19 protein-coding genes are annotated in these 25,403 nt (G+C 74.7%); 9 read left to right on the forward strand and 10 right to left on the reverse strand.

The window, feature by feature from the left end; translation table 11 throughout:
• Nucleotides 1-82: 82 nt before the first annotated feature.
• On the reverse strand, nucleotides 83-796 hold the full coding sequence (locus tag AB0M43_RS12300) for a PIG-L deacetylase family protein (RefSeq protein ID WP_363723807.1): 714 nt from the start codon (nucleotides 794-796) through the stop codon (nucleotides 83-85).
• 292 nt (nucleotides 797-1,088) lie between these two features.
• Between AB0M43_RS12300 and AB0M43_RS12305 the strand changes: the two genes are divergently transcribed.
• Both AB0M43_RS12305 and dtd read left to right on the forward strand, forming a co-directional pair.
• On the forward strand, nucleotides 1,089-2,126 hold the full coding sequence (locus AB0M43_RS12305; protein WP_363723808.1) for a prenyltransferase: 1,038 nt from the start codon (nucleotides 1,089-1,091) through the stop codon (nucleotides 2,124-2,126).
• A 187-nt stretch (nucleotides 2,127-2,313) separates the two neighbouring features.
• The gene (gene dtd / locus AB0M43_RS12310) at nucleotides 2,314-2,751 is read left to right on the forward strand and encodes a D-aminoacyl-tRNA deacylase (protein ID WP_363723809.1); all 438 of its coding nucleotides are present in this window, start codon (nucleotides 2,314-2,316) and stop codon (nucleotides 2,749-2,751) included.
• Nucleotides 2,752-2,777: 26 nt separating this feature from the next.
• Here the strand turns inward: dtd and AB0M43_RS12315 are convergent, their stop codons facing one another.
• Nucleotides 2,778-3,218 carry a hypothetical protein gene (locus AB0M43_RS12315; protein WP_363723810.1) on the reverse strand — a complete coding sequence of 147 codons (441 nt, stop codon included), beginning with the start codon at nucleotides 3,216-3,218 and terminating at the stop codon, nucleotides 2,778-2,780.
• Between the two features lie 186 nt (nucleotides 3,219-3,404).
• On the opposite strand from AB0M43_RS12315, the gene AB0M43_RS12320 reads away from it, so the two are divergent.
• The 6 genes from AB0M43_RS12320 to AB0M43_RS12345 all read left to right on the forward strand — a co-directional run bounded on the left by AB0M43_RS12320 (nucleotide 3,405) and on the right by AB0M43_RS12345 (nucleotide 18,384).
• A complete protein-coding gene (locus tag AB0M43_RS12320; RefSeq protein ID WP_363723812.1) occupies nucleotides 3,405-4,496 on the forward strand; it encodes a winged helix DNA-binding domain-containing protein in 1,092 nt (363 codons plus the stop codon).
• Between the two features lie 174 nt (nucleotides 4,497-4,670).
• Nucleotides 4,671-8,879 carry a serine protease gene (locus AB0M43_RS12325; protein ID WP_363723813.1) on the forward strand — a complete coding sequence of 1,403 codons (4,209 nt, stop codon included), beginning with the start codon at nucleotides 4,671-4,673 and terminating at the stop codon, nucleotides 8,877-8,879.
• Nucleotides 8,876-13,021, forward strand: coding sequence for a hypothetical protein (locus AB0M43_RS12330; RefSeq protein ID WP_363723815.1), 4,146 nt, complete (start codon nucleotides 8,876-8,878; stop codon nucleotides 13,019-13,021). Before AB0M43_RS12325 ends, AB0M43_RS12330 begins: the two co-directional genes overlap by 4 nt.
• 82 nt (nucleotides 13,022-13,103) lie before the next feature.
• Nucleotides 13,104-13,811 (forward strand): TetR/AcrR family transcriptional regulator, encoded by a 708-nt coding sequence (locus AB0M43_RS12335; RefSeq protein ID WP_363723817.1) that lies wholly within the window; start codon nucleotides 13,104-13,106, stop codon nucleotides 13,809-13,811.
• Between the two features lie 26 nt (nucleotides 13,812-13,837).
• Nucleotides 13,838-16,651 (forward strand): ATP-binding cassette domain-containing protein, encoded by a 2,814-nt coding sequence (locus AB0M43_RS12340; RefSeq protein ID WP_363723819.1) that lies wholly within the window; start codon nucleotides 13,838-13,840, stop codon nucleotides 16,649-16,651.
• Nucleotides 16,648-18,384 (forward strand): ABC transporter ATP-binding protein, encoded by a 1,737-nt coding sequence (locus tag AB0M43_RS12345; protein WP_363723821.1) that lies wholly within the window; start codon nucleotides 16,648-16,650, stop codon nucleotides 18,382-18,384. The genes AB0M43_RS12340 and AB0M43_RS12345 overlap by 4 nt, the downstream gene beginning before the upstream one ends.
• On the opposite strand, the gene AB0M43_RS12350 is transcribed toward AB0M43_RS12345, so the two are convergent.
• On the reverse strand, nucleotides 18,381-19,031 hold the full coding sequence (locus AB0M43_RS12350; RefSeq protein ID WP_363723823.1) for a YidC/Oxa1 family membrane protein insertase: 651 nt from the start codon (nucleotides 19,029-19,031) through the stop codon (nucleotides 18,381-18,383). The genes AB0M43_RS12345 and AB0M43_RS12350 overlap by 4 nt on opposite strands.
• Before the next feature lie 272 nt (nucleotides 19,032-19,303).
• Nucleotides 19,304-19,570, reverse strand: a complete 267-nt coding sequence (locus tag AB0M43_RS12355) for a DUF6412 domain-containing protein (RefSeq protein WP_363723825.1) — start codon at nucleotides 19,568-19,570, stop codon at nucleotides 19,304-19,306.
• 132 nt (nucleotides 19,571-19,702) lie between these two features.
• Here AB0M43_RS12355 and AB0M43_RS12360 point away from each other — a divergent pair, with 132 nt between their 5' ends.
• Nucleotides 19,703-21,007 carry a DUF2252 domain-containing protein gene (locus tag AB0M43_RS12360; protein ID WP_363723827.1) on the forward strand — a complete coding sequence of 435 codons (1,305 nt, stop codon included), beginning with the start codon at nucleotides 19,703-19,705 and terminating at the stop codon, nucleotides 21,005-21,007.
• Nucleotides 21,008-21,157: 150 nt separating this feature from the next.
• On the opposite strand, the gene arfB is transcribed toward AB0M43_RS12360, so the two are convergent.
• The 6 genes from arfB to AB0M43_RS12390 form a co-directional block, all read right to left on the reverse strand.
• Complete coding sequence (arfB, locus tag AB0M43_RS12365; RefSeq protein ID WP_363723829.1) at nucleotides 21,158-21,583, reverse strand: alternative ribosome rescue aminoacyl-tRNA hydrolase ArfB; 426 nt, start codon at nucleotides 21,581-21,583, stop codon at nucleotides 21,158-21,160.
• 119 nt (nucleotides 21,584-21,702) lie between these two features.
• The gene (locus AB0M43_RS12370; protein ID WP_363723831.1) at nucleotides 21,703-22,137 is read right to left on the reverse strand and encodes a hypothetical protein; all 435 of its coding nucleotides are present in this window, start codon (nucleotides 22,135-22,137) and stop codon (nucleotides 21,703-21,705) included.
• 8 nt (nucleotides 22,138-22,145) lie between these two features.
• Nucleotides 22,146-23,108: an SPFH domain-containing protein gene (locus tag AB0M43_RS12375; RefSeq protein WP_363723833.1), complete on the reverse strand. Its 963-nt coding sequence runs from the start codon at nucleotides 23,106-23,108 to the stop codon at nucleotides 22,146-22,148.
• A 174-nt stretch (nucleotides 23,109-23,282) separates the two neighbouring features.
• On the reverse strand, nucleotides 23,283-23,849 hold the full coding sequence (locus AB0M43_RS12380) for a copper resistance CopC family protein (RefSeq protein ID WP_363723834.1): 567 nt from the start codon (nucleotides 23,847-23,849) through the stop codon (nucleotides 23,283-23,285).
• 78 nt (nucleotides 23,850-23,927) lie between these two features.
• Entirely contained in the window at nucleotides 23,928-24,710 is a 783-nt protein-coding gene (locus AB0M43_RS12385) for an HAD-IIA family hydrolase (protein ID WP_363723836.1), read from the reverse strand.
• 166 nt (nucleotides 24,711-24,876) lie between these two features.
• Nucleotides 24,877-25,197, reverse strand: coding sequence for a hypothetical protein (locus tag AB0M43_RS12390; protein ID WP_363723837.1), 321 nt, complete (start codon nucleotides 25,195-25,197; stop codon nucleotides 24,877-24,879).
• Between the last annotated feature and the right edge of the window lie 206 nt (nucleotides 25,198-25,403).

Raw genomic sequence — 25,403 nt, forward strand, 5'->3', positions numbered from 1 at the left:
AGATCAACTGCTTTCGACGATTACGAGTCGGGGACCGGCCCGGGTTCCGGAGGGCTTCGGGGCCGTGGCCGGTCGCTGTCCCCTAGAACGCGATGAGCTCGAACGACGTGGCCGGCACCCCGCCGAACCGTTCGCCCGTGCGCTCCGCCATCCCGCGCAGGAACCCGTCCGCGTCGGCCAGCGGGGAGTCGGCCAGCCCGCGCAGGTACGCGGCGTGGGCGCGCAGCGAGGCCACCGCCACGTCCAGGGTCGCGGAGATGTCCACGGCGTGCCGCGCCTCGGGCGAGCCCGCGACCAGCACCGTCCGCACCCCGCCCCACGCCGGCCCCGCCTCCGGGAAGATCCACTCGTTGCCGGCGTCGCCGACCGCGTCAAGCACCGCCTCGCCGACGTTGCGGTGGTCCGGGGAGTTGCGGTTGCCGAAGGGCCAGGACGTGCGGTGGTTCAGGGTGATCAGCACCTCGGGGCGGTGCCGGCGGATCGCGGCGGTGATGTCCCGGCGCAGCGGCACCCCGTACTCGATGATTCCGTCCGGGTGGTCCAGGAACTCGACCGTGTCCACGCCCACCAGGCGCGCGGAGGCGACCTGCTCGACGCTGCGCAGCGGGGCGCACTCCGCCGGGGACAGCCCCGCGATGCCGGCCTCGCCCCGGCTGACCATGACGTAGCCGACCCACTTGCCCTGGGCGGTCCAGCGGGCGACGGCCCCGGCGCCGCCGTACTCCAGGTCGTCGGGGTGGGCGACGATGCCCAGGGCGCGGGTCCAGTCCTCGGGCACGGGCGTCAGGTCGGTCATCGGGTCCTCCCACCGGTCGGGTACCGCTCTCCGGGAAGCATAGGCCGCCGCCCCCTGTCCGGCGGGGCGTTTGACGGGTCCGGGCGGGCGGGGCCCCGAGCCTTCAGGGCAGCCTTCCCCGCTGGTCCTGTGTGGACGGTGTGCGCCCGGCGGCGTACCCCTCTGGGCTGCTCTGACGCTCTGGTGCGGTGGACCCGACACCCGTTGTGCCGCTATCTGACCCTTCGGCCCGCTCGGGCCCTTGATGGGAGGAGCTACCCTTTCGGCCAGGTACGGGGGAAGGGGAACGTCCATGTCCGACAGTGTCGTCACGCGCGCCGACCGGGTGCGCGGCTTCGTCCGCCTCGCCCGGCTGAAGTTCCTGCTGTACAACGTTCTCCCGGTCGGCCTGGGCGCCGCCGTCGCGGTGGGCACCGGCCACCCCCTGGACCTGCGGTGGTACGCGGTCGCCCAGGTCTTCGCCTGGGTGGTGCACCTGATGACCCACTACTGCAACGAGTACTTCGACCTGGAGGCCGACCGGGCCAACGTCTACTACACCCCGTGGACGGGCGGCAGCCGCGCGCTCGTCGACGGCCTGGTGGACCCGCTGACCTCGCTGGGCGCGTCGTTCCTGCTGTGGACGGCCGCCGTGTTCCTGGTCGCGGCGATGCCGACCTGGCCGGCCCGGGTGCTGGGCGCGACCACCGTGGCCCTGGCCTGGTTCTACACCGCTCCCCCGCTCCGGTTCAACTACCGGGCCCTGGGCGAGGTGACCGTCGCGGTCATCCTCAACGGACTGTGGCCGGCGGTCGCGGCGGTCCTGGTCGCGGGCACCGTGCCGTGGGCGCTGCTGGCGATCCTGGCCCCGACGGCCCTGTTGCAGGCGGTCCGGATGATGGTGATGAACCTCGGCGACCGGGTGTCCGACGCCTCGGTCGGCAAGCGGACCATCCCGGTCGTCATCGGGCACGACCGGTCCGTGGCGGTGATCTGCGCCGCCCAGGTCGTGGCGTACGCGGGGCTGACGGCGTTCGCGATGGCCGGCTGGGTGCCGTGGCTGGTGTGGCTCGCGATGGTCGCCACGACCCCGCTGTCCGCGCTGCTCGTGCACCGGCTCCGGCGCGGGGACATGCGGGAGGTCGTGGCCGCGCGGATGACCCCGGTGGTGTTCCTGGCCTCCAACCACGTGTCGCTGACCGTCGGGGCGGCGCTGGCCGGGGTGCTGGTCGACATCGTGGTCCGCGACGGGTTCGGGCGGGACGTGGCGGTGCTGTCCGGCGTCCTGGCGGCGTACGCGGCCCTGTTCGCGCACCGGATGTGGCTGGCCCGCCGGGCGTCGCGCCGGTAGCCCCCGAACCGGCGCCGCGCCCCGGCCGACCCGCGCTCCCGAACGGGCCCGCGAAGCCCGCGCCCCGACGACGCCACCCCCACCGCACAGCCCGCCCGAGGGCTGGCGCCCCGCACACCCCGCCCCACCTCCCACGCACCCCGGCCGGCATGCTGATCCCGGTACCCATCGGATGGAGGTCCCCGGTATGCGGGTCGTGGTGCAGACGGTCGGGCGGGCCAGCGTGACCGTCGACGGGGAGGTCGTCGGCGCGGTCGCGGACGGCCTGCTGGTGCTGGTCGGCGTGACCCACACGGACACCCCCGCCGACGCGGACCGGCTGGCCCGCAAGGTCTGGGAGCTGCGGATCCTCGACGGCGAACGGTCGGCCTCGGACCTGGGCGCGCCGGTCCTCGTCGTCAGCCAGTTCACGCTGTACGCCGACACCCGGCGCGGCCGGCGGCCCAGCTGGTCGGCCGCCGCGCCCGGCGAGGTCGCCGAACCCCTCGTGGCTGCGTTCGCGGCGGCGCTGCGGGCCCGGGGCGCGACGGTGGCGACGGGGACGTTCGGGGCGCACATGCTGGTGGAGAGCGTCAACGTCGGCCCGCAGACCCTGATCCTGGACTCGGACGCGCCGCCCGGGTAGGGCCCGCTACCTGTGCGACGTGCCCGTCATGCCCAGCTGAGCTGGCGGGTGTAGACCCGCCAGCCGTCGCAGGTCGGGGAGCACCCGGCGCACGCGCCGGCCCGGTACAGGCTCTCCCGCAGCGGTTCGGGCGTGTTGGGGTGGTGCACGACATTGTCCCGGAAGAGGAACCAGCGCCCGCCGTACCTGCGGTTCTCCTCCTCGGCCAGCCGTTCCAGCGCCGGGGCGGGGGTGCGCGGATTCAGCAGCGCGTTCCACCGCACGATCTCGTCGGGGTCCCGGGTCAGCAGGTCCAGCGCGTCGGGCGGGGTGCCGAGGTTCCGCGCCGTCCACAGCCGGACCGGGCGGACCTCGTCGCCGGCGAGCGCCCGGAGCCGGTCCTCGGCGGTCGTGGCCGCCCGGGCCTCGACGACCCGGGCCAGGCCGGCCGTGCGCTCTGCGGGGGGACGGACGACGCGTTCGGACACGGCCGCCATCCTCACACGCCGGCCCCCGTTTCCTGGCATCCTGGGCGCCGCCGCCGAGAAGCGGTCACTTTCTGTCCGCTTCTCCCGCGAGAATCGAAGGACGACACCGAGACGGGTACCGCCCGAGCGAAGGAACGACACCACCGTGAGGAACCCTTTCCGCCCGGCGCGACCCGGGCCGCGCCGATGACCGTTCTGACCCTCCGCGCGCTCAACCGCGCGACCCTCGCCCGACAGCTGCTGCTCGACCGCGCCGACCTGCCCGTCCTCGACGCCGTCGGGCACCTGTGCGGCCTGCAGGCCCAGGAACCGCAGGAGCCGTTCGTGGGGCTGTGGTCCCGGCTGCGCGCGTTCGACCCGGCGGTACTGTCGGGCCTGTTGACCGGCCGGGAGGTGGTGCGTACCCATCTCATGCGCCGCACCGTGCACCTGCTGGCCTCCGACGACGTGCTGGCCTGGCGGTCCCGGCACGACCCCATGCTGCGCCAGAAGGTGCTCGCGACCTACCGCACAGAGCTCACCGGCGTGGACCTCGACGAACTCGCGGCCGCCGGCCGGGCGGTGCTGGCCGACGACCAGCCCCGGTCGATGACGGAGCTCGCGCGGGCCGTGGCGGAGCGCTGGCCGGCCCCGGGGCCCCGGCCGCTGGGCGAGATGCTGGTCGCCGCGCTCGTCCCGACGGCCCAGCTGCCGCCGCGCGGGCTGTGGCGCACCCGCGCGGGGGTCCGCAACCTGCCGCTGTCCTCCTGGCTGGGCCGCGAACCCGACCCGCCGGCCCCGGACGGCACCGATCCGGTCGGCGAGGCGCTGGTCCGGCGCTACCTGGCCGCGTTCGGCCCCGCCGCGACGGCCGACCTGCGCGCCTGGAGCGGCCTGGCCGGGTTGCCCGCAGCGGTGGCGGCCGTGCGCGGCGAGCTGGTCTCCTTCCGCGACGAGCGGGGCCGCGAACTGCTGGACCTCCCCGACGCGCCGCGCCCCGACCCGGACACCCCCGCCCCGGTGCGGTTCCTGCCGGCGTTCGACAACGCGATCCTCGGCTACGACGACCGCGACCGGATCATCGACCGGGAGCACCGGGGCCTGTCGGTGGCCGGCACCCGGGTGGTGCTGGTCGACGGCCGGGTCGCCGGGACCTGGACCGTCGAGGCCGGCACCGTGACCGTCACCCCGCTGGGGCGGTTCTCCCGGGCCGACCGGGCCGAGGTCGCCGAGCAGGGCCGGGAGCTGGCGCTGTTCCTCTCGGACCGGGAGGAGGACGGCGTGCGGATCGCCGGCTGACGGTGGCGGCCGGGACGTGTTGGCCTCCCGACACTTCCCGGCCCCGGACGATAGCCCCGCATACTGTGGTAGACAGGGCGCGGACGCGACCCGGAAGTCCTCTTTGGTGCTTCACCGCCCGCCGCGCGCCGTCCGGCCGCCCGGTGGCGCCGGGGTGCCGGATACGGAGGCGGTGTGGCTGTCGCCGAGGTCCTACGCGGTGCCGACGCGCTCCGAAGATCCATCCTCTCGGTGCGCGACCAGGACGGCGGAACCGTCGGCCTGGCCTTCCTGGTCACCGACACCCTGGCGCTCACCTGCGCCCATGTCGTCAACAGCGCGACGGGCACCCCGCGCGACGCGGACGCCACGGGCGGGTCCGTCGAGCTCGCGCCCGTCTTCGGCGACGGCGCCCCGGTCCGGGCCACTGTGGAGCACTGGTCGGCGACGGGGGTCCCCCGGCACGCCGCGGACGACGTCGCCGTGCTCCGGCTGCGCGAGGTCGTGGCCGGGACCGCGCCGGTGCGGCTGGGCGACCCGCCGGAGGTCCGGGGGGAGCTGCCGGTCTGGGCGTTCGGGATTCCCAACGGGCGGCCCCGGGGGGTCTGGCACGCGGGGACGCTGCGGGGCGTGGTCGCCTCCGGCTGGCTCCAGATCGACCAGGGCTCCGGACCGGGCTACCGGGTCGAGCGCGGCTTCAGCGGCGGGCCGGTCTGGGACGAGGAACGACAGGCGGTGATCGGCATGATCGCCGAGGCGGACCTGGGGAAGGTCAGCGCGGCCTACGCGATTCCCTCGGCACACCTCCTCGCCGCCGTACCCGACCTGCGGCAGCCGTCGCCCTACCCCGGCCTGGCCCCGTACCCGGAGGCGATGCGCGGGGCGTTCCTCGGCCGGGACGCGGAGACCCGCGCCGTGGCCGACCGGCTGGACTCCGAACGGTGGGTCACCGTCGCCGGGCCGTCCGGCTCCGGGAAGTCCTCGCTGCTCCTGGCGGGGGTGGTGCCGCTGCTCCGGGAGTCCGGGGCCGACGTCGTCGTGCTGCGCCCCGGCGACGGCCTGCCGCCTGCGGGGGGCGGTGCGGGGTCGCGCCGGACGGTGGTCGTCGTCGACCAGCTGGAGGAACTCTTCGAACTGCCCGCCGACGTACGGGACGAGTTCGCCCGCGCGCTGTTCGGCGACGGACTACCGTCGCGGTTCCGCGTCGTGTCGACCCTGCGGCACGACTTCCTCGGGCAGGCCCTCGCGCACCCGCTCCTGCGGCGCGCCGTGCGGGGCGGACGGCTGTACCTGCTGGGCCCGCTCCAGGACGACGGGCTGCGCGCCGTGGTGACCCGGGCGGGCACGGCGGCCCCGCCCCGCTACGAGGACGGCCTGGTCGACCGGATCGTCGCCGATGCCCAGGCGAGCCCCGCGCCCATGCCGCTGCTGAGCCACACCCTCGCGGCCATCTGGGACGGCTCGCCCGGCAGCCGCCTGACCCACCGCGCCTACGACGAGGCGGGCGGGGTCGGCGGGGCGCTCGACCGGGCGGCGGGGCACTGGCTCGACCAGGTGCCGGTGGGGCTCGCCGAGGAGCATCTCCCGCACCTGCTCGCCAAGCTGGTCCGCGTCCCGTCGCACCCGGCCGGGCCGACCCGCCGGGTCGTCGCCGCCGCCGAACTCACCGAGCCGGAACGGCAGCTCGCCCGGCGGTTGACCACGGCGGGGGTGCTGGTGTCCGGCGGCCCGCTCGACCCCGACGCCGACGGGGGTGACGTGCGGGTCGAACTCGCCCACGACGCCCTGTTCGGCGCGTGGGGAAGCCTCCGCGCGTTCGTCGCCGGGAACCGGTCGTTCCTGATGTGGTCGGAGAACCTGCGGCACGACGCGCAGCGCTGGGCCGAACGCGGTCACGGGCGGGCCGAGCTCCTGCCCAGCGACGCCGAACTCGAAGTCGCCGCCCGCTGGGAACGGGAGCGCGGCGACGACCTGCTGACGGTGCAGCGCACGTACCTGGCCGCCGGTCGGGCAAGGCGGGCGGCCCGGATCAGGCGTCGGCGCCTGGTGCTCGCGGGCACGGCGGTCGTGACCGTACTGCTGCTCGCCCTGGTCACCGTGGTCGTCGCCGCCCGGGCCGCCTCGGCGGGCCAGCGGAGACTGACCGCGTCACGGGTGCTGGCCGAGAGCTCGGCGGAGATCGAGGGGACGGACCCGGCCCTCGGGATCCTGGCGTCCGTCGCGGCCTGGCGGACGGCCCCGACGGACGAGGCCCGCGACCAGTTGCTGGCCCTGTACGTCCGGTACCGGCCGTACGCGCGGGTGCTACCGGCCGGGCTGGGCACCCCGGGGTCGATGGTGCACAGCGCGGACGGTGACGTGACGGCGGTCATCAGCCAGTCGGCGCGGCTGACGCTGCACGTCGACGTGTTCTCCGGGACGATCCGGTCGGCGCATCTCGCGGACCAGAGGCGGATCAAGTTCGCCGACGTGTCGGCGGACGGCTCGCGGGTGGTGGCGTTCCGCGAGGACGGTACGGCGTTCTGGTTCGAGGTCCGCCGCGACTCCCCCGACCTGCGCGGGCCGCTGCACGACCTGCAGGACGCCCGGGAGCGGGTCCCCACCCCGGCCGACACGTCCCGGTACAACGGATGGCACCACCTGCAACAGCCGGTGATCTCAGCAAACGGCCGGTACGCGGTGGCCCGGGTGTGGGACCGGTTCGTCCGGTGGGACCTGCGGAGCGGCCGGATCACCGGCGACGCGCCAGCGTCCTACGACACCATATGGGACCTCTGGCCCGGCGACGCCGACGCGGCGACGGTCCTGGTGCCGGTGGCGACCGAGAAGGAGTCACTCCGGCAGGACGTCCTCGAGGTGGACCTCGCAACGGGAACCAGCCGGGTCGTCGCCCGCGGTGGCGACGAGTGGCTGCTGTCCGGTGACCACGGCACGCTGGTCCGCTGCCAGAAGGGCACGTCCAAGGTCGAGTTCGCGAGGTTCCGGGTGGCCGACGGCGTCCAGCGCGGCACACCCTTCGGGTACGACTCGACCGTGTGCCTGATGGGGGGAACGGACCGGTCCGGACAACTGCTGGTCACGCACGCGAACATCGGCGTCAGCGACGGGCTGGCGACCATCGACCTGGAGAAGGGGGCCATCGCCGCGCGGTTCCCGGTACCGGGAGGGTGGCTCCGCACCGCGGGCGAGGACGTCCTCGCCGAGCGGGACGGGCGTTTCTACCAGCTCGGGAGGCCGTTGTCGGAGGTGCCGGCGGGGTATGTCGAGGTGCCGACCTCGGATGACGGCGCCGGAAAGTCCACCGATCAGGTGCTGCTCGGCGACGGCACCCGGACGGTGGGCATCTCCGACCGGGCCGCCATCGGTGCCAGATCGGCCGACCACAGGATCCAGCTGCGCTCGGAGGGGTTTCCCGGTCGGGTGGTCGCGGAGGCCGAGGTCCGGGTACCCGGCTGGGAACTGGGCGTGCGGGACGGCCTGCGGGTCGATCCACGGGGCGAGCTGGTCGCGGACCGGGAGGGGCCGACCGTCGTCGCCGTCCGGGACCCGGCGACCCTGCGCGCGCTGGCCACGGTCGTGGCGGTCGCCGCACCGGCCGGTGATCCGCCGGACACCCGCGCCGCCGTCCGTGACCTGGCGGGGAACTCCGGCGCGACCGGCGCCTACCGCAGGAGCGGGTTCGCGTACTTCTTCGACGCCGCCGGGGACCTGGTGACCGTCTCCCACGACGTCGTGCAGTACTGGCGCGCCCGGACCGGTGCGGAGGTCGCCCGGTTCGACCTGTCGGCGTCGCGCCCCGCCGGCTCCGAGGACGTGTTGGCGGGTGTCGCGCCGACGGCGTCGCCGGGACAGGTCGCGGTGACCTATCCGGGCGTCGCGGGGACCCGGGTGCTCGATGTCGCCGCCGGCAGGATCGTGGCCGACCTGCCGACCGGTCCGCGGACGGCGTCGGTGCAGTTCGACCCCGCCGGGAGGCATGTCGTCGTCCAGCACCACGACGGGACGGTCGAGGTCCGCGAATCCGCGTCCTGGAACCTGGTCCTGGGCCCGCTCCAGGTCGGCAGGGACGCCGACTACGTCGCACGCTTCCTCCCCGGCGGGCGATTCCTGCTGGCGGCGGACAACGGCGTCCGGACCTACGACCTCGGCCGGGGAACCCAGACCGGGTCCTTCCGGTTCGGCGGCCAGAAACCCGGGCGCACGCTCGACGTGTCGGGCGGCGGCGAACGCGTCCTCTACGAACGTTCCGACGGGCGGACGCTGGTCGTCCCGCTCGAACCGGACCGGTGGCGGCGGACGTTGTGCGCCGTGATCGGACACCGGGTCGTCACCGTCGGCGAGCTGGCCTACCTGGCGAAGGGCACGGCCGGCACCGGCGGCACCTGCGGGCGGGGGGAAGCGTGACGGCCGCCGGGGACACCGCCCACCTGCTGCGCGTGCTCGGCGCCGCCGGGCGGACGGCCGGCCCCGCCTTCCTGGTGACGGAGACCCTCGCCGTGGCGGCGTCGGCCGGCACCGGTGCCGCCTCCCGGGTCACCGTGGAAGCGGTCCCCGGCGGTCCGGGCCGGCGGGTCGAGGCCGTCGTCGTGGCGGGCCCCGAATCCGGGATGGTGCTGCTGGAACTCGTCGAGCGCCTCCCCGGCACGAACCCGGCCCGGCTCACGCTGGCGCGTCCGGCGTGGGGTCAGCCCGTCGAGGCCCTGGGATTCCCGGAACGGATCGCCACGGGTACCTGGGTCCGGGCCACGATCCGGGCCGCCGACTCCTCCGGCCGGATCCAGCTCGACCCCGAACCCGGCGGCTACGGGTTCGGCGGCGGACTCGTCGGCGCGGCGGTCCGGGACGCCGCCGGCGGTGTGCTCGGGATGATCGGTGACCCCGCCGGAGCCCTGATCCCGACGCGCGCCCTCCTCGACGCCGTGGCGAGGCTCGCCGGGCGTCCCGAGCTCGCCGAACTCGCGCGACCGCGCTCGCCGTTCCGCGGGCTCGCGGCCTACGACGAGTCGGACGGCGCGGTGTTCCACGCGCGCGACCGGGAGTCGGCGGCGGTCGTCGAACTGCTCCGGGACCACCGCTGGGTCAGCGTCGTCGGGGACTCGGGGTCGGGAAAGTCGTCCCTGATCCGCGCCGGGGTCGTCCCGGCGCTCCGGGCGCGGGGGTACGCGGTCTCGGTGGTCGGGCACACCGAGGGCGACGGTGACCTGCTCGACCGCGTCCACCGGGAGCTCGACGCGTCCCCGGGCGGACGGCGGCTGGTCGTCCTCGACCAGGTCGAGGAGATCCTGGCGGCCCCGGGCGGCGGGGAGTCGCTGGCTCGCCTCGCGGCGGCCGACCTCCCGCCGACCGTGCGCGTCGTCCTGGCGATGCGGCCCGACGCCCTGGGGACGTTGCTGGGCGACCGGCGTTACGCGCGGCTCACGGGTTCCGAGAGCCTGTACACCCTGAGCCCGCTGGATGTCCCGGGACTGCGGACCGTCCTCGACGCGGCGGGCCGGGCCGGCCAGGTCGGGTACGAGGACGGGCTGGTCGACCTGGTCGTCGGCGAGGTGGCGTCGGCGTCCACCCCGATGCCGATGCTCGGCTATCTGATGGAACGGCTCTGGGACCACTGCTGGGCCGAGTCCGCGCTGGCGGAGGCGCCGTTCGTGCTGACGAAGGCCGCCTACCACTCGCTCGGCGGCGTGGCCGGGGCGATCGGCCGCCGGGCGGAGCGGGTGTGGGCGGGACTCGACGAGGAGGAACAGGCGCACGGTCGCAGGCTGTTGCGCCGGCTCGTGGACGTCCCGGACGGCGACGCCGCCCCGGTGCGCCGGACGGTGGCGCGGTCCGACACGGATCCCGGGCAGTGGCGGGTGGCGCAGCTGCTGGCCACCGAGCGGCTGCTCGGCATCGGCGGCGCGCCGGGGCGGGAGGTCGTCGAGGTCGTCCACGAGGTGCTGCTGCGGCAGTGGGACCGGTACGCGCGATGGATCGACGACGACCGGGCGTTCCTGCTGTGGCGCGCGGGCCTGACCCGGGACGTGACGCGCTGGCGGGAACACGGCCGGGACGACGCGCTCCTGCCCGGCGACGCGACGCTCGGCGAGGCCGACGTCTGGGACCGGTCCTCCGGGGGCGAACTCGACGACGCGGAGCGCGGGTTCCTGGCCGCCGGACGCGCGGCCCGACACCGGCGCTCCCGGGCCCGGGGCTGGCGGCGGGTCGGCGTCGCCGTCGTCACGGTCGCCGCGGTGGTGCTCGCGACGCTCGGCGGTTTCGAGTTCGTCCGGGCGCGGGAGACCGGGGCGGTCGCCGACTCGCACGCCCTCGTCCGGTCGGCGCAGGGCCTGGAGGCCGCCGACCCGTCGCTGTCCGTCATGACGGCGCTCGCCGCGTACCGGGTCGCGCCGACCCGGGAGTCCCGCAACCAGCTCATGCGCCTGTACGCGCAGTTCGACGAGGCCGACCGCCTGGTGTCGGCGACGCCCGAGGGGATCCAGCGGGCCTACAGCGCCGACGGCGACGTGGTCCTGGAGTGGTCGACCCGCACCATGGACGTGCTCACCGGCGTGCTGTCCGGCCCGCTCACGCGGCACCGGGTCCCGGTGACCGGGCCGGTCCGGCACGCCCAGCTCGCCGCCGGCGGCCGTCGCGTGGTCGTGTTCCAGAACGACGGGAGCGGGTTCTGGTTCGACGTCGACCCGGGGCGCGGGGCGGCCGGCCGGGTGCGCGGGGCGGTGGTCGGCCCGGTGCGGAACCTGCCGGATCCCGCCGTTCCCCGGACCCGCCCGGAGGACGCGGAGGCGGTCACGTTCTTCGGCGATCCGACGAGCATGGAGAACCTCTGGGGTTGGAGTGTCAACGTCGAGCCGACGATCTCGGCCGACGGCCGGCACGTGGCCGCCCGGGTGTGGGGGCGGATCGTCGTCTGGGACCTGGCGCAGGGCGCCGGCGGCGCGGTCACGCACCGGGTCCGCGCCCTCGACAGGATGCGGTGGGACCTGTGGTTCGGGCCGGATCCGGGGACGCTGGTCGCGCGCGTGGACGATGAAAGGACGGGCGACGATACCCGGCTCGTGTCGGTCGACGTGGGCACCGGCGCCACCCGCGACCTCACGCCGCTGGTCACCGGGGTGGCGGTGTCCGGAGACCGCAGCACGGCCGTGACCTGCCGGGTGCAGGACGGTCGCGCGGTGGTCGAACGGTACCGGGTCGCCGACGGGACCCGTGCTCCCGCGCCCTACGTCCTGGACGCGAAGGCGACGTGCCCGTCGACCCTGATGGTCGACGCCCCGGCGCGCCTGCTGTACCTCCGTCCCGCCCTGGTCGACCTCGACCGACGCGAGGTGCTCTCCCGGCCGGGGGTCGCCGTGGCCGGTGACCTCCTCATCGAGCACGACGGCACGCTGTACGGAACCGCGAAGATCGGCGGCGCCGCCGTCTACCTGGAGGTCCCCCGGACGGGCGAGGACCACCAGGCCGCCCTGTGGTCGACGATCTCCGGGGACGGTACCCGGATCTACACCGTGCTCGGCGACGGTCGGCTGTCGCTCCGGTCGCTCGCCGCCGGGACGTACGGCGACCAGCTGGCGGTGACGGGGCGGCTGGTGCCGCACTGGGCGTTCGAGGGCAGCGACCACATCGACTTCGACGCGACGGGAACGCGGCTCCTCGAACGCGCGGGCCGCGACGTGCTGGCCGTGCGGGACGCCAGGACCCTGGAGCTGCTGACGACGATCCGGGCCGAGACGCCGGAGACGCAGAAGCCGTCGTCGGGTCTGTTCGACCCCGCCGGGGCCGGTCCGGCGGTCAACGCGCCCGCGACCTCGGACTTCACCTACTTCTTCGACGGGCAGGCCGTCGTGACGGTGTCCGACACGACGCTGCAACGCTGGGACGCCACCACCGGCGGGGAGCTCGCCCGGCTGGACATCGCCCGGTTCCGGCCGGGGGCCGCCAAGCGCGACGTGCGCGCGAGCAGGTCCCCGCGGCCGGGGACGGTCGCCGTCAGCGCCGTCGGATTCCCGGACGTGTCCTTCGTCGACGTCGGGTCGGGCGCGGTGGTCGAGACGATCCCCAGCTCCCCGGACACGATCGCCGTGCAGTTCGACGCCAGCGGCCGGTACATGGCGTTGCTGCTCAGCGGCTCGATCCTGGAACTGTGGCGCCTGGACCCGCTGCGCAAGGAGATCGGGCCGCTGCCGAGCATCGCCGAGGGCACCCAGGTGCCGTTCGTGGCGGGGTTCGTCGGGGGCGACGGCACGTTCCTGCTCGGGACGCGGAACACGCTGAGCGTGTACGGCATCGAGGCGGGCGGGCTCGTGGACTCCTACTACTTCGGACACCCGACCGCGGGCGAGGGCGTCGGGGCGTTCATGCAGGTGACGAGGAGTCTGAGTCACGTGATCCGGGTCAGTCCAAACGGCACCGGGGGGCCGATGTCCCTGGACCCGGCGGTGTGGCGGAAGCATCTCTGCCGGATCCTCGGCGGCCGGGACTTCACCGACGAGGAGCTCGCCACCCTCCCGGGTGACCTGCGGCGTGGCCAGATCTGCGTCGGAACCTGACCGGCACCGGACAGGGGCTTGTGGCGGCCCGCCCCGTGGTCTAAGTTATGCCCAATAACTAAGGCTAGGCTTACCTGAATGGGTGGACGTGACCCCGCACCCCAAGTCCGGCGGCCGGACGGCGACCTTCGCCATGGAGGACGTCGTCGCCGCCGGTGTCCGCATCGGCCTCGCCAACCTGACCGTGCAGGGCGTGGCCCGCGCGCTCGGGGTCAGCAGCGCCGCGATCTACCGGCACGTGCCGGGCCGCCTGGCCCTGGAACGCCTGGTCGGGGAGACGATCCTCGCGGACCTCGACCTCCCCGACGACCCGGCCCTGCCCGCCCGGGCACACCTCCTCGCGTTCGCCGTCGACCTGCGGCGGTTCGCGCTGGCCCACCCCGGCACGGCCGGGTACCTGCAACGCCTGTTCCCCCGGGGCCCCTCCGGCGGCCGGCTGCTGGAGGCGCAGATCGCCGCGCTCGGCCCGCGCGGGTTCGACCCCGCCGCCGCCACCGTGCTCTGCTCCTCGACCGCCATGATCGCCCTGGGCCTCACGGCCAACGACGAGGCGCGCGCCGCCCAGACCGCCGACGACCCCGCCGGCACCGAGGCGGAGATCCAGGAGGCGCTGGCGCTGCTGGCCGCCTCCCCCGTGCTCCGCGAGGCCCACCTGGCGCTGCCACGGCTCACCCCCGACGAGTACTTCGCGGTCCTGATGGGCGCCGTCGTCGACGGGCTGCTCCTGAACCTTCCCCCCGGGCGGCCCGTCGCGGCGCTGACCGGCACCCCGCACCGAGAGGACACCTGATGGCCCGGGGCTTCCAGGGGGCGGTGATGAGGACGTTCGGCGCGCGGGAGGTCACCGTCACCGTCGCGTCGGTCACCGACGTCACCCCGCACTACCGCCGGATCGTGTTCGACGCGCCCGGCCTGTTCGACGGGCAACCCATCGAACCCGCCTCCTGGGTACGCCTGTGGGCGCCGAACCCGGACCGCCCCGACCGCGAACACCAGCGCGGCTACACCCTGCTGGACCCCGATCCGGAGACCGGCAGGGTGACCATCGAGTTCGTCCTGCACACCCCCGCCGGGCCGGCCTCCTCGTGGGCGGCGGGCGCGCGGCCCGGGGACTCCCTGCGGGTCACCCGGTGGTCGTCCGGCCAGTTCACCGCGCCCGACCTCGCCCCGGACGGGTACCTGCTCGTCGGCGACCCGGCCTCGATCCCCGGCATCAACGCGATCCTGGCCGCCCTCCCGCCGGACACCCCCGCAGAGGTGGTCCTCGAACACACCCACGACGCCGACCGGCTGATCCCGGTCGCGGCACACCCGAATTCAACCGTCCGATGGGTACGCCGGGGCGGCGACCCGAACGCGCTGGCGGACGCGATCCCGGAACGCGACTGGTCGAACTGGTACGCGTGGGTGACCGGGGAGTCCGGGTCCGTCCGCCGGGTGCGCGCCCGGTTGAAGGAGTGCGGGTTCCCGCGCGCGGACGTCAAGGCCCAGGCGTACTGGATGCGCGGACGGGCGATGGGGGTCGACCGGGACACGGCGGCCGAGGACGGGACTGTCGCCGGGGCCGGCGAGGTTCCCGGGGCCGGGTCCGTCGTCGGCCCCCGGAACGGAAGCGGCGTCGACATCGGCGCGGTCGCCGGGACAGGGGGCGGGAGCACTGTGGAGAACGGGGGAGTGCTCCCGACCGCCGCACCGGCGCCGCCCGCCGACCCCGGCCGGCCGTTCGATCCGGGCCGGGCGGATCAGCCGGTGCTCCCCGCCCAGCGCCCCGGGCCCGACGCGCCCGCCCGCCCCGCCCGGGGCGGGACGCCCACCCGACCGGGCCGGCCCGTACCCGTCGGGCGTTGGCGGTCGAGGGCCGGCGCGGAACTCCTCGCCCCGCTCCGTGGCCGCCTGATCCTGGCCGGCGTGTTCCAGGCCGCCGTGTCGCTGCTGCAACTGGCGCCGTACCTGCTGCTGGTGGAGCTGTGCCGCCGGCTGCTCACCGACGGCACCCGGGCGGACGTCGCCGGGCTCGGGCTGGCCGCGCTGGGACTGCTCGGCGCGGGGACCACCCTCGCGGGTGTGCTGGTCATGGCGATGCACGTGGTGGACGCCCGCTTCGGGTACCAGGTCCGCGTCGACGTGGTGCGCAAGCTGTCCCGGCTCCCGCTCGGCTGGTTCACCGACCGCAGCTCCGGCAAGATCCGCCAGGCGGTCCAGGACGACGCGGCGAACGTGCACTACCTGGTCACGCACGCCGTGCTCGACGTCGTCGCCGCCCTCGTCACCCCGGTGGCCGTGCTCGGCTACCTGTTCACCGTGGACGCCCGGCTGGCCGCGCTCCTGCTCGTCCCGCTGGTGGTGTTCGGCGTGCTCACGGCCCGGATGGTCCAGGGTTCCGCCGCGGTGCTCCCCCAGCTGGCGAGGTGGTCGGACCGGATCAGCGCCGAGGCGGTCGCCTACGTCGACGGCCTGGCCGTGGTCCGCGCCTACGACGCGGGCGTGGGCGGCGGGTTCCGGGCGACCCTGGCGGAGCGGGCCCGGTTCCTCGACAGCTGGCAACGTCCGCTCACCGGCCGCAAGGCGCTGGTGGACCTGGTCACCCGGCCGGTCACCTCGCTGCTGCTCATCGTCGTCGCCGGCTGGGCGCTGATCGCGGGCGGGGCGCTGACGCCGGTGGACCTGGTGCCGTTCCTGCTGCTCGGGGTGACGTTCGGCGCGCAACTGCTGGCCGCCGCCTACGGGATGGCCTCGGTGCGCGAGGCGCTGGCCGCCGCCCGGCGGATCGGCCTCCTGCTCGCCGAGCCCGAACTGACCCAACCGACGGCCCGACCGGACGCCGCACCGGATCCGGCCCGGGACACCGGCCCGGAGACGGGCGCGACCCCCGGCACCGCTACGACCGGCACGGGCGCGCCCACGGTCCGCTTCCAGGACGTGTCCTTCGGCTACTCGGCGAGCCGCGACGTCCTGTCCGGCATCACACTGGACCTGGCGCCCGGCACGATGACCGCCCTCGTCGGCCCGAGCGGGGCCGGCAAGTCCACCCTCGCGGCCCTCCTCGCCCGGTTCCACGACGTGACCTCGGGCTCGATCACCATCGGCGGCGTCGACGTGCGCGACCTGCCGGCGGCGGAGCTGTACCGCACCGTCGGGTTCGTCTTCCAGGACGTGGCGCTGGTCCGGGCCACGGTGCACGAGAACATCGCCCTGGCCAGGCCGGGTACCTCCCGGGCGGAGGTGACCGACGCGGCCCGGGCGGCCCACCTGCACGAGCGGATCCTGCGCCTGCCGCGCGGCTACGACTCCGTGGTCGGCGAGGACGCGCACCTGTCCGGGGGCGAGTCCCAGCGGCTCACGATCGCCCGGGCGCTCGTCGCCGACCCCCGGGTCCTGGTCCTCGACGAGGCGACGGCGTTCGCCGACCCGGAGTCCGAGCACGAGGTCCAGCGGGCCCTGAGCACCCTGGCGGCGGACCGCACCGTCCTGGTCATCGCCCACCGGCTGCACACCGTCACCAGGGCGGACGCCATCGTCGTCCTCGACGGCGGCCGGATCGCCCAGCGGGGCACCCACCCCGGCCTGCTCGCCGTCCCGGGGCTGTACCGCGACCTGTGGACCGCCACCTCCCTGGAGACCGCCCGATGATCCGCCAACTCCTCCGCCTGGCCGGCGACCGCCGCCCGGTCCGGCGCTACGCGGCCCTGCTCCTGGCGAGCGCCGTACTGCGGGCCGGGGCCACCCTCAGCCTGGTACCCGTCCTCGCCGCCGCGTTCTCCGACTCCCCCGCCGCCGCCCTGCCCTGGGTCCTGGTCCTCGCCGCCCTGGTCGCGGCGGGCTGGGCGGTCGACCACACGCTCGCCCGGACGGCGTTCTCGATCGGCTTCGGCCTGCTGTCCACGGTGGAGGAACGGGTGGTCACCCACCTGCGCCGCGTTCCGCTGGGCTGGCTGACCGCCCCGCGCCGGGCCGACGCGCGGCGCGCGCTCACCGCCTCGGGGCAGGAGCTGTGCCAGGGGATGAACTACCTGATCACCCCGGCGGCCAACGCCCTGGTCACCCCGGCGCTGATCGGGCTCGGCCTGCTGGCCGTGGCGTGGCCGCTCGGCGTCGCCGCCCTGCTCGCCGTGCCCGTGCTCCTGGCGACGCTGTGGGTGAGCGGGCGGACCCTGGCGGCGGCCGACGACGCGTTCGCGGCGGCGGCCGGGGAGGCCGGGGAACGGGTCGTGGAGTTCGCCCAGGCACAGCCGGCGCTGCGGGCGGCCGGCCAGTCCGGGGCGGACGGTTCGGTCCTGGGCACGGCCCTGGCCCGGCAGCGGCGGGCGGCGCTGCGGCTGCTCGGCTACAGCGTCCCGGGGCAGCTGCTGTTCGGCCTGGTCACGCCGCTGGTGATCCTGGGCCTGGCCGCGACCACGGTCACGCTCGCGGTCCGGGGCCAGCTCACCGCCCCGGAGGCCGTCGCGCTGGTCGTGGTGGTCATCCGGTTCGTGGAGCCCTTCACCTCCCTGGCGGACCTGTCCCCGGCCCTCCAGGCGATGCGCGGCACGCTGGGCAGGGTCGACGCGACCCTCGCCGCCCCGGTGCTGGCCCACCCCGACCGGTCGGCGGTCCCGGATCCGGCCGCGCCGGCGCTGGAGTTCCAGGACGTCACGTTCGGGTACGAGCCCGGCCGGGACACCGTCGCCGGGGTCACCTTCACCGTGCCCCGGGGCACCACCACGGCCGTCGTGGGGCCGTCCGGTTCGGGGAAGAGCACGCTGCTGGCCCTGGTGGCGCGCTTCCACGAGGCGGGTACCGGTCAGGTGCTCGTGGCGGGGCACGACGTGCGCGGATACGACCCCGGCACCCTGACCGGCCAGCTCGGCATCGTCTTCCAGGACGTGTACCTGTTCGACGCGACCCTGCGCGACAACATCCGCCTGGGCCGGCCGGACGCCCCGGACGCCGAGATCCGGGCCGCCGCCGCGCTGGCCCAGCTGGACGAGGTCGTCGACCGGCTCCCGGCCGGCTGGGACACCCGGGTCGGCGAGGGCGGCGCGGCCCTGTCCGGCGGGGAACGGCAGCGGGTCAGCATCGCCCGCGCGCTCCTGAAGGACGCGCCGCTCCTGCTGCTCGACGAGGCCACCGCCGCCCTGGATACCCTGACCGAACAGGCCCTCGTCGCGGCCCTGGAGTCGGGGAGTTCCCGCCGCGGCACGGTGATCGTCGCCCACCGGCTCACGACCATCGCACGGGCCGACCGGATCCTGTTCCTGGAGGCGGGCCGGGTCGTCGAGGCGGGCACCCTGCCGGAACTCCTCGCCGCCGACGGGAAGTTCGCGGCCTACTGGCGGCACCGCGAGACGGCCGCCGGCTGGTCCCTCGCCCAGGGCCGGCGCTAGCCCCAGAAGTGGCGCAGCACCACGGTCTGGGCGACGGTCCAGGCCGTGGTGGTGACCAGGTACAGGCTCGCGGCCAGGGGCAGGAACAGGGCCGTGACGACGGACGCGTACGGCAGCACCCGGGACAGGACGCCGGCCGGCCCGGCCGGTCGGGGCCCCGCCGGGCGCAGAACGCGCGAGGAGGCGTACCCGATCGCGGCCAGCAGGACGAGCAGCGTGCCGAAGACGAGCAGTTCGTGGCCGGTGGCGGCGGTGAGGTGCGTGCCGAGCGGTACCCCGAAGAGGGTCCTGTCCAGCAGGGTGTTGACGTGCCCGCCGACCCTCGGGGACACGAACAGCTGGTAGAGGCCCATGAACACCGGGATCTGGACGAGCATCGGCAGGCAGCCGCGCAGCAGACCGCCGCCCTCGGAGCGGGCCAGCGCGGCGACGGCGTCGCGGTCCTCGCGCACCTCCGCGAGCCGGGCCAGGACGGTGGTGCGGCGCAGGTCGGCGCGGTGCTGGGCGAAGGCGACGGGCAGCAGGCAGAGCCGGACGGCGAGGGTGCCGAGGACGATCGCGGCGGCCGTCGCGGCGGTGCCGAAGGGCGTGGCGACCCAGGCCGCGAGGGTACTGATCAGCTCGAACGCGAGGCTGGACGGGGACATGACGGTTCCTCCGGGGTGCGGGATCCGGCCGGGGCACCCGGCGCGGCGGCAGGACTGATGACGGGGCCAGGAAAACCCTGACCTGCGAGAAGAACCCAGGAACGACAGACGTCGACGGGTACGGGGAGGCGCCGGTGACTCGGGTCAGCCGCCCGGCGCGGACGCGGGCCGAACGCCCGCCCGGGGACGGCCGGCGGTGACTTCCCGGAGTCGATTCCGGCGGGCGCGCGGCCCGGGCGTGGCGCGTCGGACGGCGGCCCGGGTGCGGGGCGTCAGGCGGTGGCGGGGGCCCGGGGGCGGGGCCGGCCGGCCGTGCCGGGGTCGCCCTGCCGGGGGAACGTCGCGCGCCGGGCCCGGTGCCGCAGCGCGCCGCCGACGACCGGGGCGGTGGCGGGGACGGCCGTGGACCGGACCGCGAGGAGCGCCACGCAGAGGGCGGCCACGGTCAGCGCGACCGTGGAGGCCAGAGCGAACTGCCCGCCGACGAGCGCCTCGGCCAGCAGCACGAGGCCGAGCGACGGAAGCAGGGAACGCGGCACGCCGACAAGTGTACCCATCGCCAGCACTGCGCTTTTTGTCCGTTTCTTCACTCTCCATTGTCGGGGGTCCGTCACCGGCCACCTGGCGAAACAGGGGTACCGTGCACCGTGTTGAACACCGGGGAGGGTGACATGACGCAGGATCGCGCCGCGCGGATCGTGGACGTGCTGACCGCCGAGTTCGGCACGCTGATGGCGGCGGACCCGACCGCGTTCCGGCGCAAGTTCCGCAAGATGGCCGCGTCGCCGTTCGCGTTCTACCGGGGCACCGCCTGCCTGTTGTACGCGGACCTGGCCACCGACGACCCGTCCGCGAAGTTCCTCGACGAGCGGACCAGCCGGGTGTGGATCCACGGCGACCTGCACGCGGAGAACTTCGGCTCCTACATGAACGCGCACGGCGTGCTCGTGTTCAACGTCAACGACTTCGACGAGGCGTATGTCGGCCCGTTCTCCTGGGACGTGCTGCGGTTCTCGGCGAGCGTCGCCCTGATCGGGTACGCGAAGGCGCTGTCCGACGACGTGATCAGCCGCCTCGTGACCGCCTACGCCCGCAGCTACCTGACCGAGCTGCGCGCCCTGGCCGCCGGCGGGGACGACGCGATCGGTTCCCTGACCCTGGACAACACCGAGGGCCCCCTCCGCGAGGTGCTGCAACGCGCGCGCCTCAACACCCGGGTCGCGCTGCTCGACGAGCAGACCACGATCGTCGACTACGAGCGCCGGTTCTCGATGCGCGACGGGGTGTACGAGGTCGACGCGGCCACCCGCGCCCGGGTCGAGGAGGCGTTCACCGCGTACCTGGCCACGTTGCCGCCCGCGCGGCTGGAGCGGCCGACGGAGTACCGCATCAAGGACATCGTGCTGCGCAAGGGCGTGGGCATCGGGTCCGCCGGGCTGCCGTCGTACAACCTGCTGCTGGAGGGCCGCACCCAGGCCCTGGAGAACGACGTCGTCATCTACATGAAGCAGGGCCAGGTGCCCGCCGTCAGCCGGGTGATCGACGACGCCCGGGTCCGGGGGTACTTCTCCGACCAGGGTCACCGCACCGCCGAGTCCCAGCGCGCGCTCCAGGCCTACGCCGACCAGTGGCTCGGGCACACCGTGCTCGACGGGGTCGGCCAGCTCGTCGCCGAGGTGTCCCCGTACGCGGCGGACCTCGACTGGTCGGAGATCAGCGAGCCGGAGGACCTGGAGCAGGTCGTGGTGTACCTGGGCCGGGCCACCGCGCGGATGCACTCCGTCGCCGACGACGAGTCGAGCCACGACCTGGTGGACTTCTCGACGGAGGAGGCGATCGCGGCGCGGGTGGACGAGGACCCGGAGGGGTTCGTGACGATGCTGGTGGACTTCGCGCACGCGTACGGGGACCGGGCGCGTACCGATCACCAGATCTTCGTGGACCTGTTCCGCAACGGCCTGTTCCCGGGGATCTGACCCGGCCCCGTTTCCGCCGCGTCCACTCCTCGCGGAGCGGGGGCGCGGGGCGTGCCTCGCGGAGCGGGAGCCCGGGGTGTTCCACGCGGAGCGGGAGCCCGGGATGTGCCTCGCGCGGGGGTCTCCTGACATGGAGCGGGCCGGCGTGCCCTACTCCCCCTTGTCGCGCCGACCCTTCTTGATGTCGGCGCGCGCCTTCTTGTTCCGCAGCCGGGCCTGGACCGCGCCCCGCGGGATCCGGGTCGGCCGCCGGGGCGCGGCGGGCGGCGCCAGGGCGTCGGCCAGCAGGTTGACGAGCCGGGCCTCGGCCGCGCGCCGGTTCTGGAGCTGGGAACGCTGCTCGGACGCGACGATGACCAGCACCCCGTCGAGCAGCCGGTCGCCGAGCCGGTCGAGGGCGCGGGCCTTGAGGTACTCGGGGATCGCGGTCGAGTTGACCAGGTCGAACCGGAGCTCTGCCTTGGAGTCGGCGGTGTTCACCGACTGGCCGCCGGGGCCGCCGGACCTGCTGAACTTCCATTGGAGTTCGGCGCGGGGCAGCGCCACCGTGCCCGTCACCCGCAGTCGATCATCCACGCGAGCATGATGCCACAGGGTGACGGGCGACTCGGACCGAGTTTCGCCCCCGGGCCGGGTCGACCCGCCCTGCCGCATCGACGGGCATGAGGCGAGCCGCGCCGGGTGTCAGCCCCGCGTCACGGCTCGGGCGTCGGCCGCTGTTGCGACCCGGGCCCCGACTCCGGCTCGGACCCCGACTCCCGCTCGGATCCCGACTCCGCCTCAGGCTCCCACTCCGGCCCGGACCCCAGCTCCGGCTCCCGCTCCGGCTCGGACCCCGACTCCGGCTCAGGCTCCCGCTCCGGCTCGGACCCCGACTCCGGCTCAGGCTCCCGCTCCGGCTCGGATCCCGACTCCGGCTCGGCGGCCCCGGCCCCGGCCCCCGGTGGCCGCCCCCGGCGCGGCAACCCCCCGACATTCCCCGGCAACCGCCCCGCCTCGGCCAGCGCCCGCCGCAGCACGAACTCGATCTGCGCCGTCGTGCTGCGCAGCTCGTCCCCGGCCCACCGGACCAGCGCGTCGTGCACGGCGGGGTCCAGCCGGAGCAGGATCTTCTTGCGTTCGGTCGGCACGGCGTTCCTCAGTGGTAGAGCGAGCCCGCGTTGACGACGGGCTGCGTCGACCGGTCCCCGCAGAGCACGACGAGGAGGTTACTGACCATCGCGGCCTTGCGCTCCTCGTCGAGGTCCACGACGTTGTTCTCGGCGAGCCGGTCGAGGGCCATCTCCACCATGCCGACAGCGCCCTCGACGATCCGCTGCCGGGCGGCGACCACGGCACTGGCCTGCTGGCGCTGGAGCATGGCGTGGGCGATCTCCGGCGCGTACGCCAACCGGGTGATCCGGGACTCGATGACCCGGACCCCGGCGGAGGCGACCCGGACCCCGATCTCGGCGGACAGCTTGAGGGTGATCTCGTCGGCGTTGTCGCGCAGGGACATGTCGTTGCTGTCGTGCGCGTCGTACGGGTAGTTGTTGGCGATGTGCCGGACCGCCGTCTCGGCCTGGATCGCGACGAACTCCAGGAAGTCGTCCACCTCGAACACGGCCTTGGCGGTGTCCTCGACGTGCCAGACGACCACGGCGGCGATCTCGATCGGGTTGCCGTCGGCGTCGTTGACCTTGGCGACCTCGGTCTCCAGGTTGCGGATCCGGGTGGAGATCCGCCGCCGGTTGGTGAACGGGTTCACCCAGCGCAGGCCGTCGGCCCGGATCGTGCCGGTGTAGCGGCCGAGGAACTGCACGACCCGCGCCTCGCCGGGCGCGACGGGGGTCAGCCCGAGGCCGGTGACGATCGAGGCCAGCGCGATCGCGAGGCCGAGGATGCCGAGCGGGAGGTTGACGGCGTCGGCGCCCCGGTCGGAGGCGACGGCCGTGAACAGGAGGAACAGGGCGCCGCCGCCGAGCACGCCGAGCACGCAGCCGGCGAGCACCGGCAGGCCGGACATGCCGTGGGCGATCCGCTCCCGGACCTGGGGGGTGGGCATCTCGACGGAGGGCGGGTCGAGGGCCATCGCGGGCCTCCTTCGTTCGTAGTGAATCACCAATCTATCATAGTGATATCACATTTCTGAACCGCGAAAACCCTCAGACCATGCGAGGGGTACGCCGAACCGGCGGGCCGATCGGCCGGCGCCCGGGCCGGAATGACGATCGGCCGCCGACCACCCACCTCAGTGAGCGGCCGGCGGCCGTGTTCCGTCCGCGGAGCGGGTTCGTCAGCTCGACGAGCGGCGGCGCCCCAGGGCCAGCCCGCCGCCGAGTACGGCGAGGATCGCCAGCGCCCCCACGACGTACGCCCACACCGGGATGCCGTCGTCCTCCTTCTCGGGGGTCGCGCCGGCCGGCCCGACGACCGGCGTGGTCGGCGCGGGCGCGCTCGTCACCGGGGCGGCGGTCGTCGGCGCGGCGGTCGGCAGGTTGCCCGCCGTCGCGGTGAACGCGAACGTCTCGCTCACCGGGTGCCCGTCCTCCCCCGTGATCTTGTACGTGATCGAGTACTTCCCGGCGGCGCCCGGCTTCAGTTTCGCCGTGGCGGTGGGGCCGGCGACGGTCACCGGGTCACTGGCGGGCGCGCCGTCCGGGCCGGTCACGACGACCGAGGTGCTGGCCGCGTCCAGGTCCTCCATGAACGTCAGGGTCACGCTCTCCGGCGGGGTGGCGACCGTGGAGTTCGCGGCGGGGTTGCTGACCTTGAGGGTGTTGTGCGCGGCGGCGGGGCCGGCGAGGACCCCGACACCGGCCAGCGTTGCGACGGCGATCACGGCGGCACGACGAAGCCACACGGGCGTTTCTCCTCTGGTACCAAGGGAAAGGTTTCCGGGTCTATAGTCGCCCGCCGGCCCGCCCTGGTTCCCGGCGGACTACTTGACGTAGCTCACGAGGTCCGCGACGGAGTCGACGACCTTGGACGGCCGGTAGGGGAACCGCTCGATCTCGTCGGGCTGGGTGACCCCGGTGAGCACCAGGAACGTGCGCAGCCCGGCCTCGATGCCGCACAGCACGTCGGTGTCCATCCGGTCGCCGATCATGGCCGTGGTCTCCGAGTGCGCCTCGATCTTGTTCAGCGCCTCGCGCATCATGAGCGGGTTGGGCTTGCCGACGAAGTACGGGTCGACGCCGGTCGCCTTGGTGATCAGGGCCGCGACGGAACCGCAGGCCGGCAGCGCGCCCTCGGGGGCGGGGCCGGTGACGTCCGGGTTGGTGGCGATGAACCGGGAACCGTCGTTGATCAGGCGGATCGCCCGGGTGATGGCCTCGAACGAGTAGTTGCGGGTCTCGCCGAGCACCACGTAGTCGGGTTCGGTCTCGGTGAGCACGTAGCCGGCCTCGTGCAGGGCGGTGGTCAGCCCGGCCTCCCCGATCACGTACGCCGAGCCGTTGGGCCGCTGCGCGTCGAGGAACTGGGCCGTGGCCAGCGCGGACGTCCAGATCGACTCCTCGGGCAGGTCGATGCCCGTGGACAGCAGCTTGGCCCGCAGGTCGCGCGGCGTGTAGATGCTGTTGTTGGTGAGGACCAGGAACCTGCGGCCGGACTCGCGCAGCGCCCCGATGAACAGGTCCGCCCCGGGGACCATGTTGCCCTCGCGGATCAGGACGCCGTCCATGTCCGTCATCCAGGTCTCGATCGGCTTGCGCTCCGTCATGACGATCATGCTAGTCGCCGGACGGGTCCGGGGACACGATGTCGCCCGTCAGGTGGGACGGTCGCGACGCAGGTCACGTCGGCGGGCCCGGGAAACGGCGCGGGCGGCCGGGACAGGGCGGCCACGGGGCGGCGCGTGGTCCGGGGCGGGCGGGTGGATCGGCCGGTCAGCCCCTGGGCACGATGTCCACGCCCCGGTGCTCGGCGTGCACGACGATCGCCCGGTACAGGTCGGCGAAGACCAGCGGGTGGCACTGTTCGGGCACGCCCTCGATCAGCTCCGGGGCGTGCCGGCGCGCGTCGGTGAGCACCATGAGTTCCAGCACGCTGGCGACCGTCCCGCCGGGACAGCAGCCGGCCGCGCAGTGGTACACCCGGGTCAGGGTGCCGGGGCGGATGTCGGCCTCCATGGTCCGGGCACAGCCGCCGCAGAACACCAGGCCGCGCAGGCTCCACATGTCCGTCAGGGCCGAGGCTGTCGTGGTCACGACGCGCCTCCCGTCGTCCGGAGGGACGCGGCCGGCGCGCTGGGGGGAGCCGCCGGCCGCGTCCTACCCCGGGCCCGGTGGGCGGTCACGGGAGGTGGGGACGACAGCTTCTCCTCGGGGGTACGCCTGTCCGCCCGACTGCAGATGATCACGGAGATCCTCCTGGCTGCATGTCCCACTGGATGCTTCTGCGTTTTGGAACTGTT

This window comes from Longispora sp. NPDC051575 (assembly GCF_040681875.1).
GTDB lineage: Bacteria > Actinomycetota > Actinomycetes > Mycobacteriales > Micromonosporaceae > Longispora.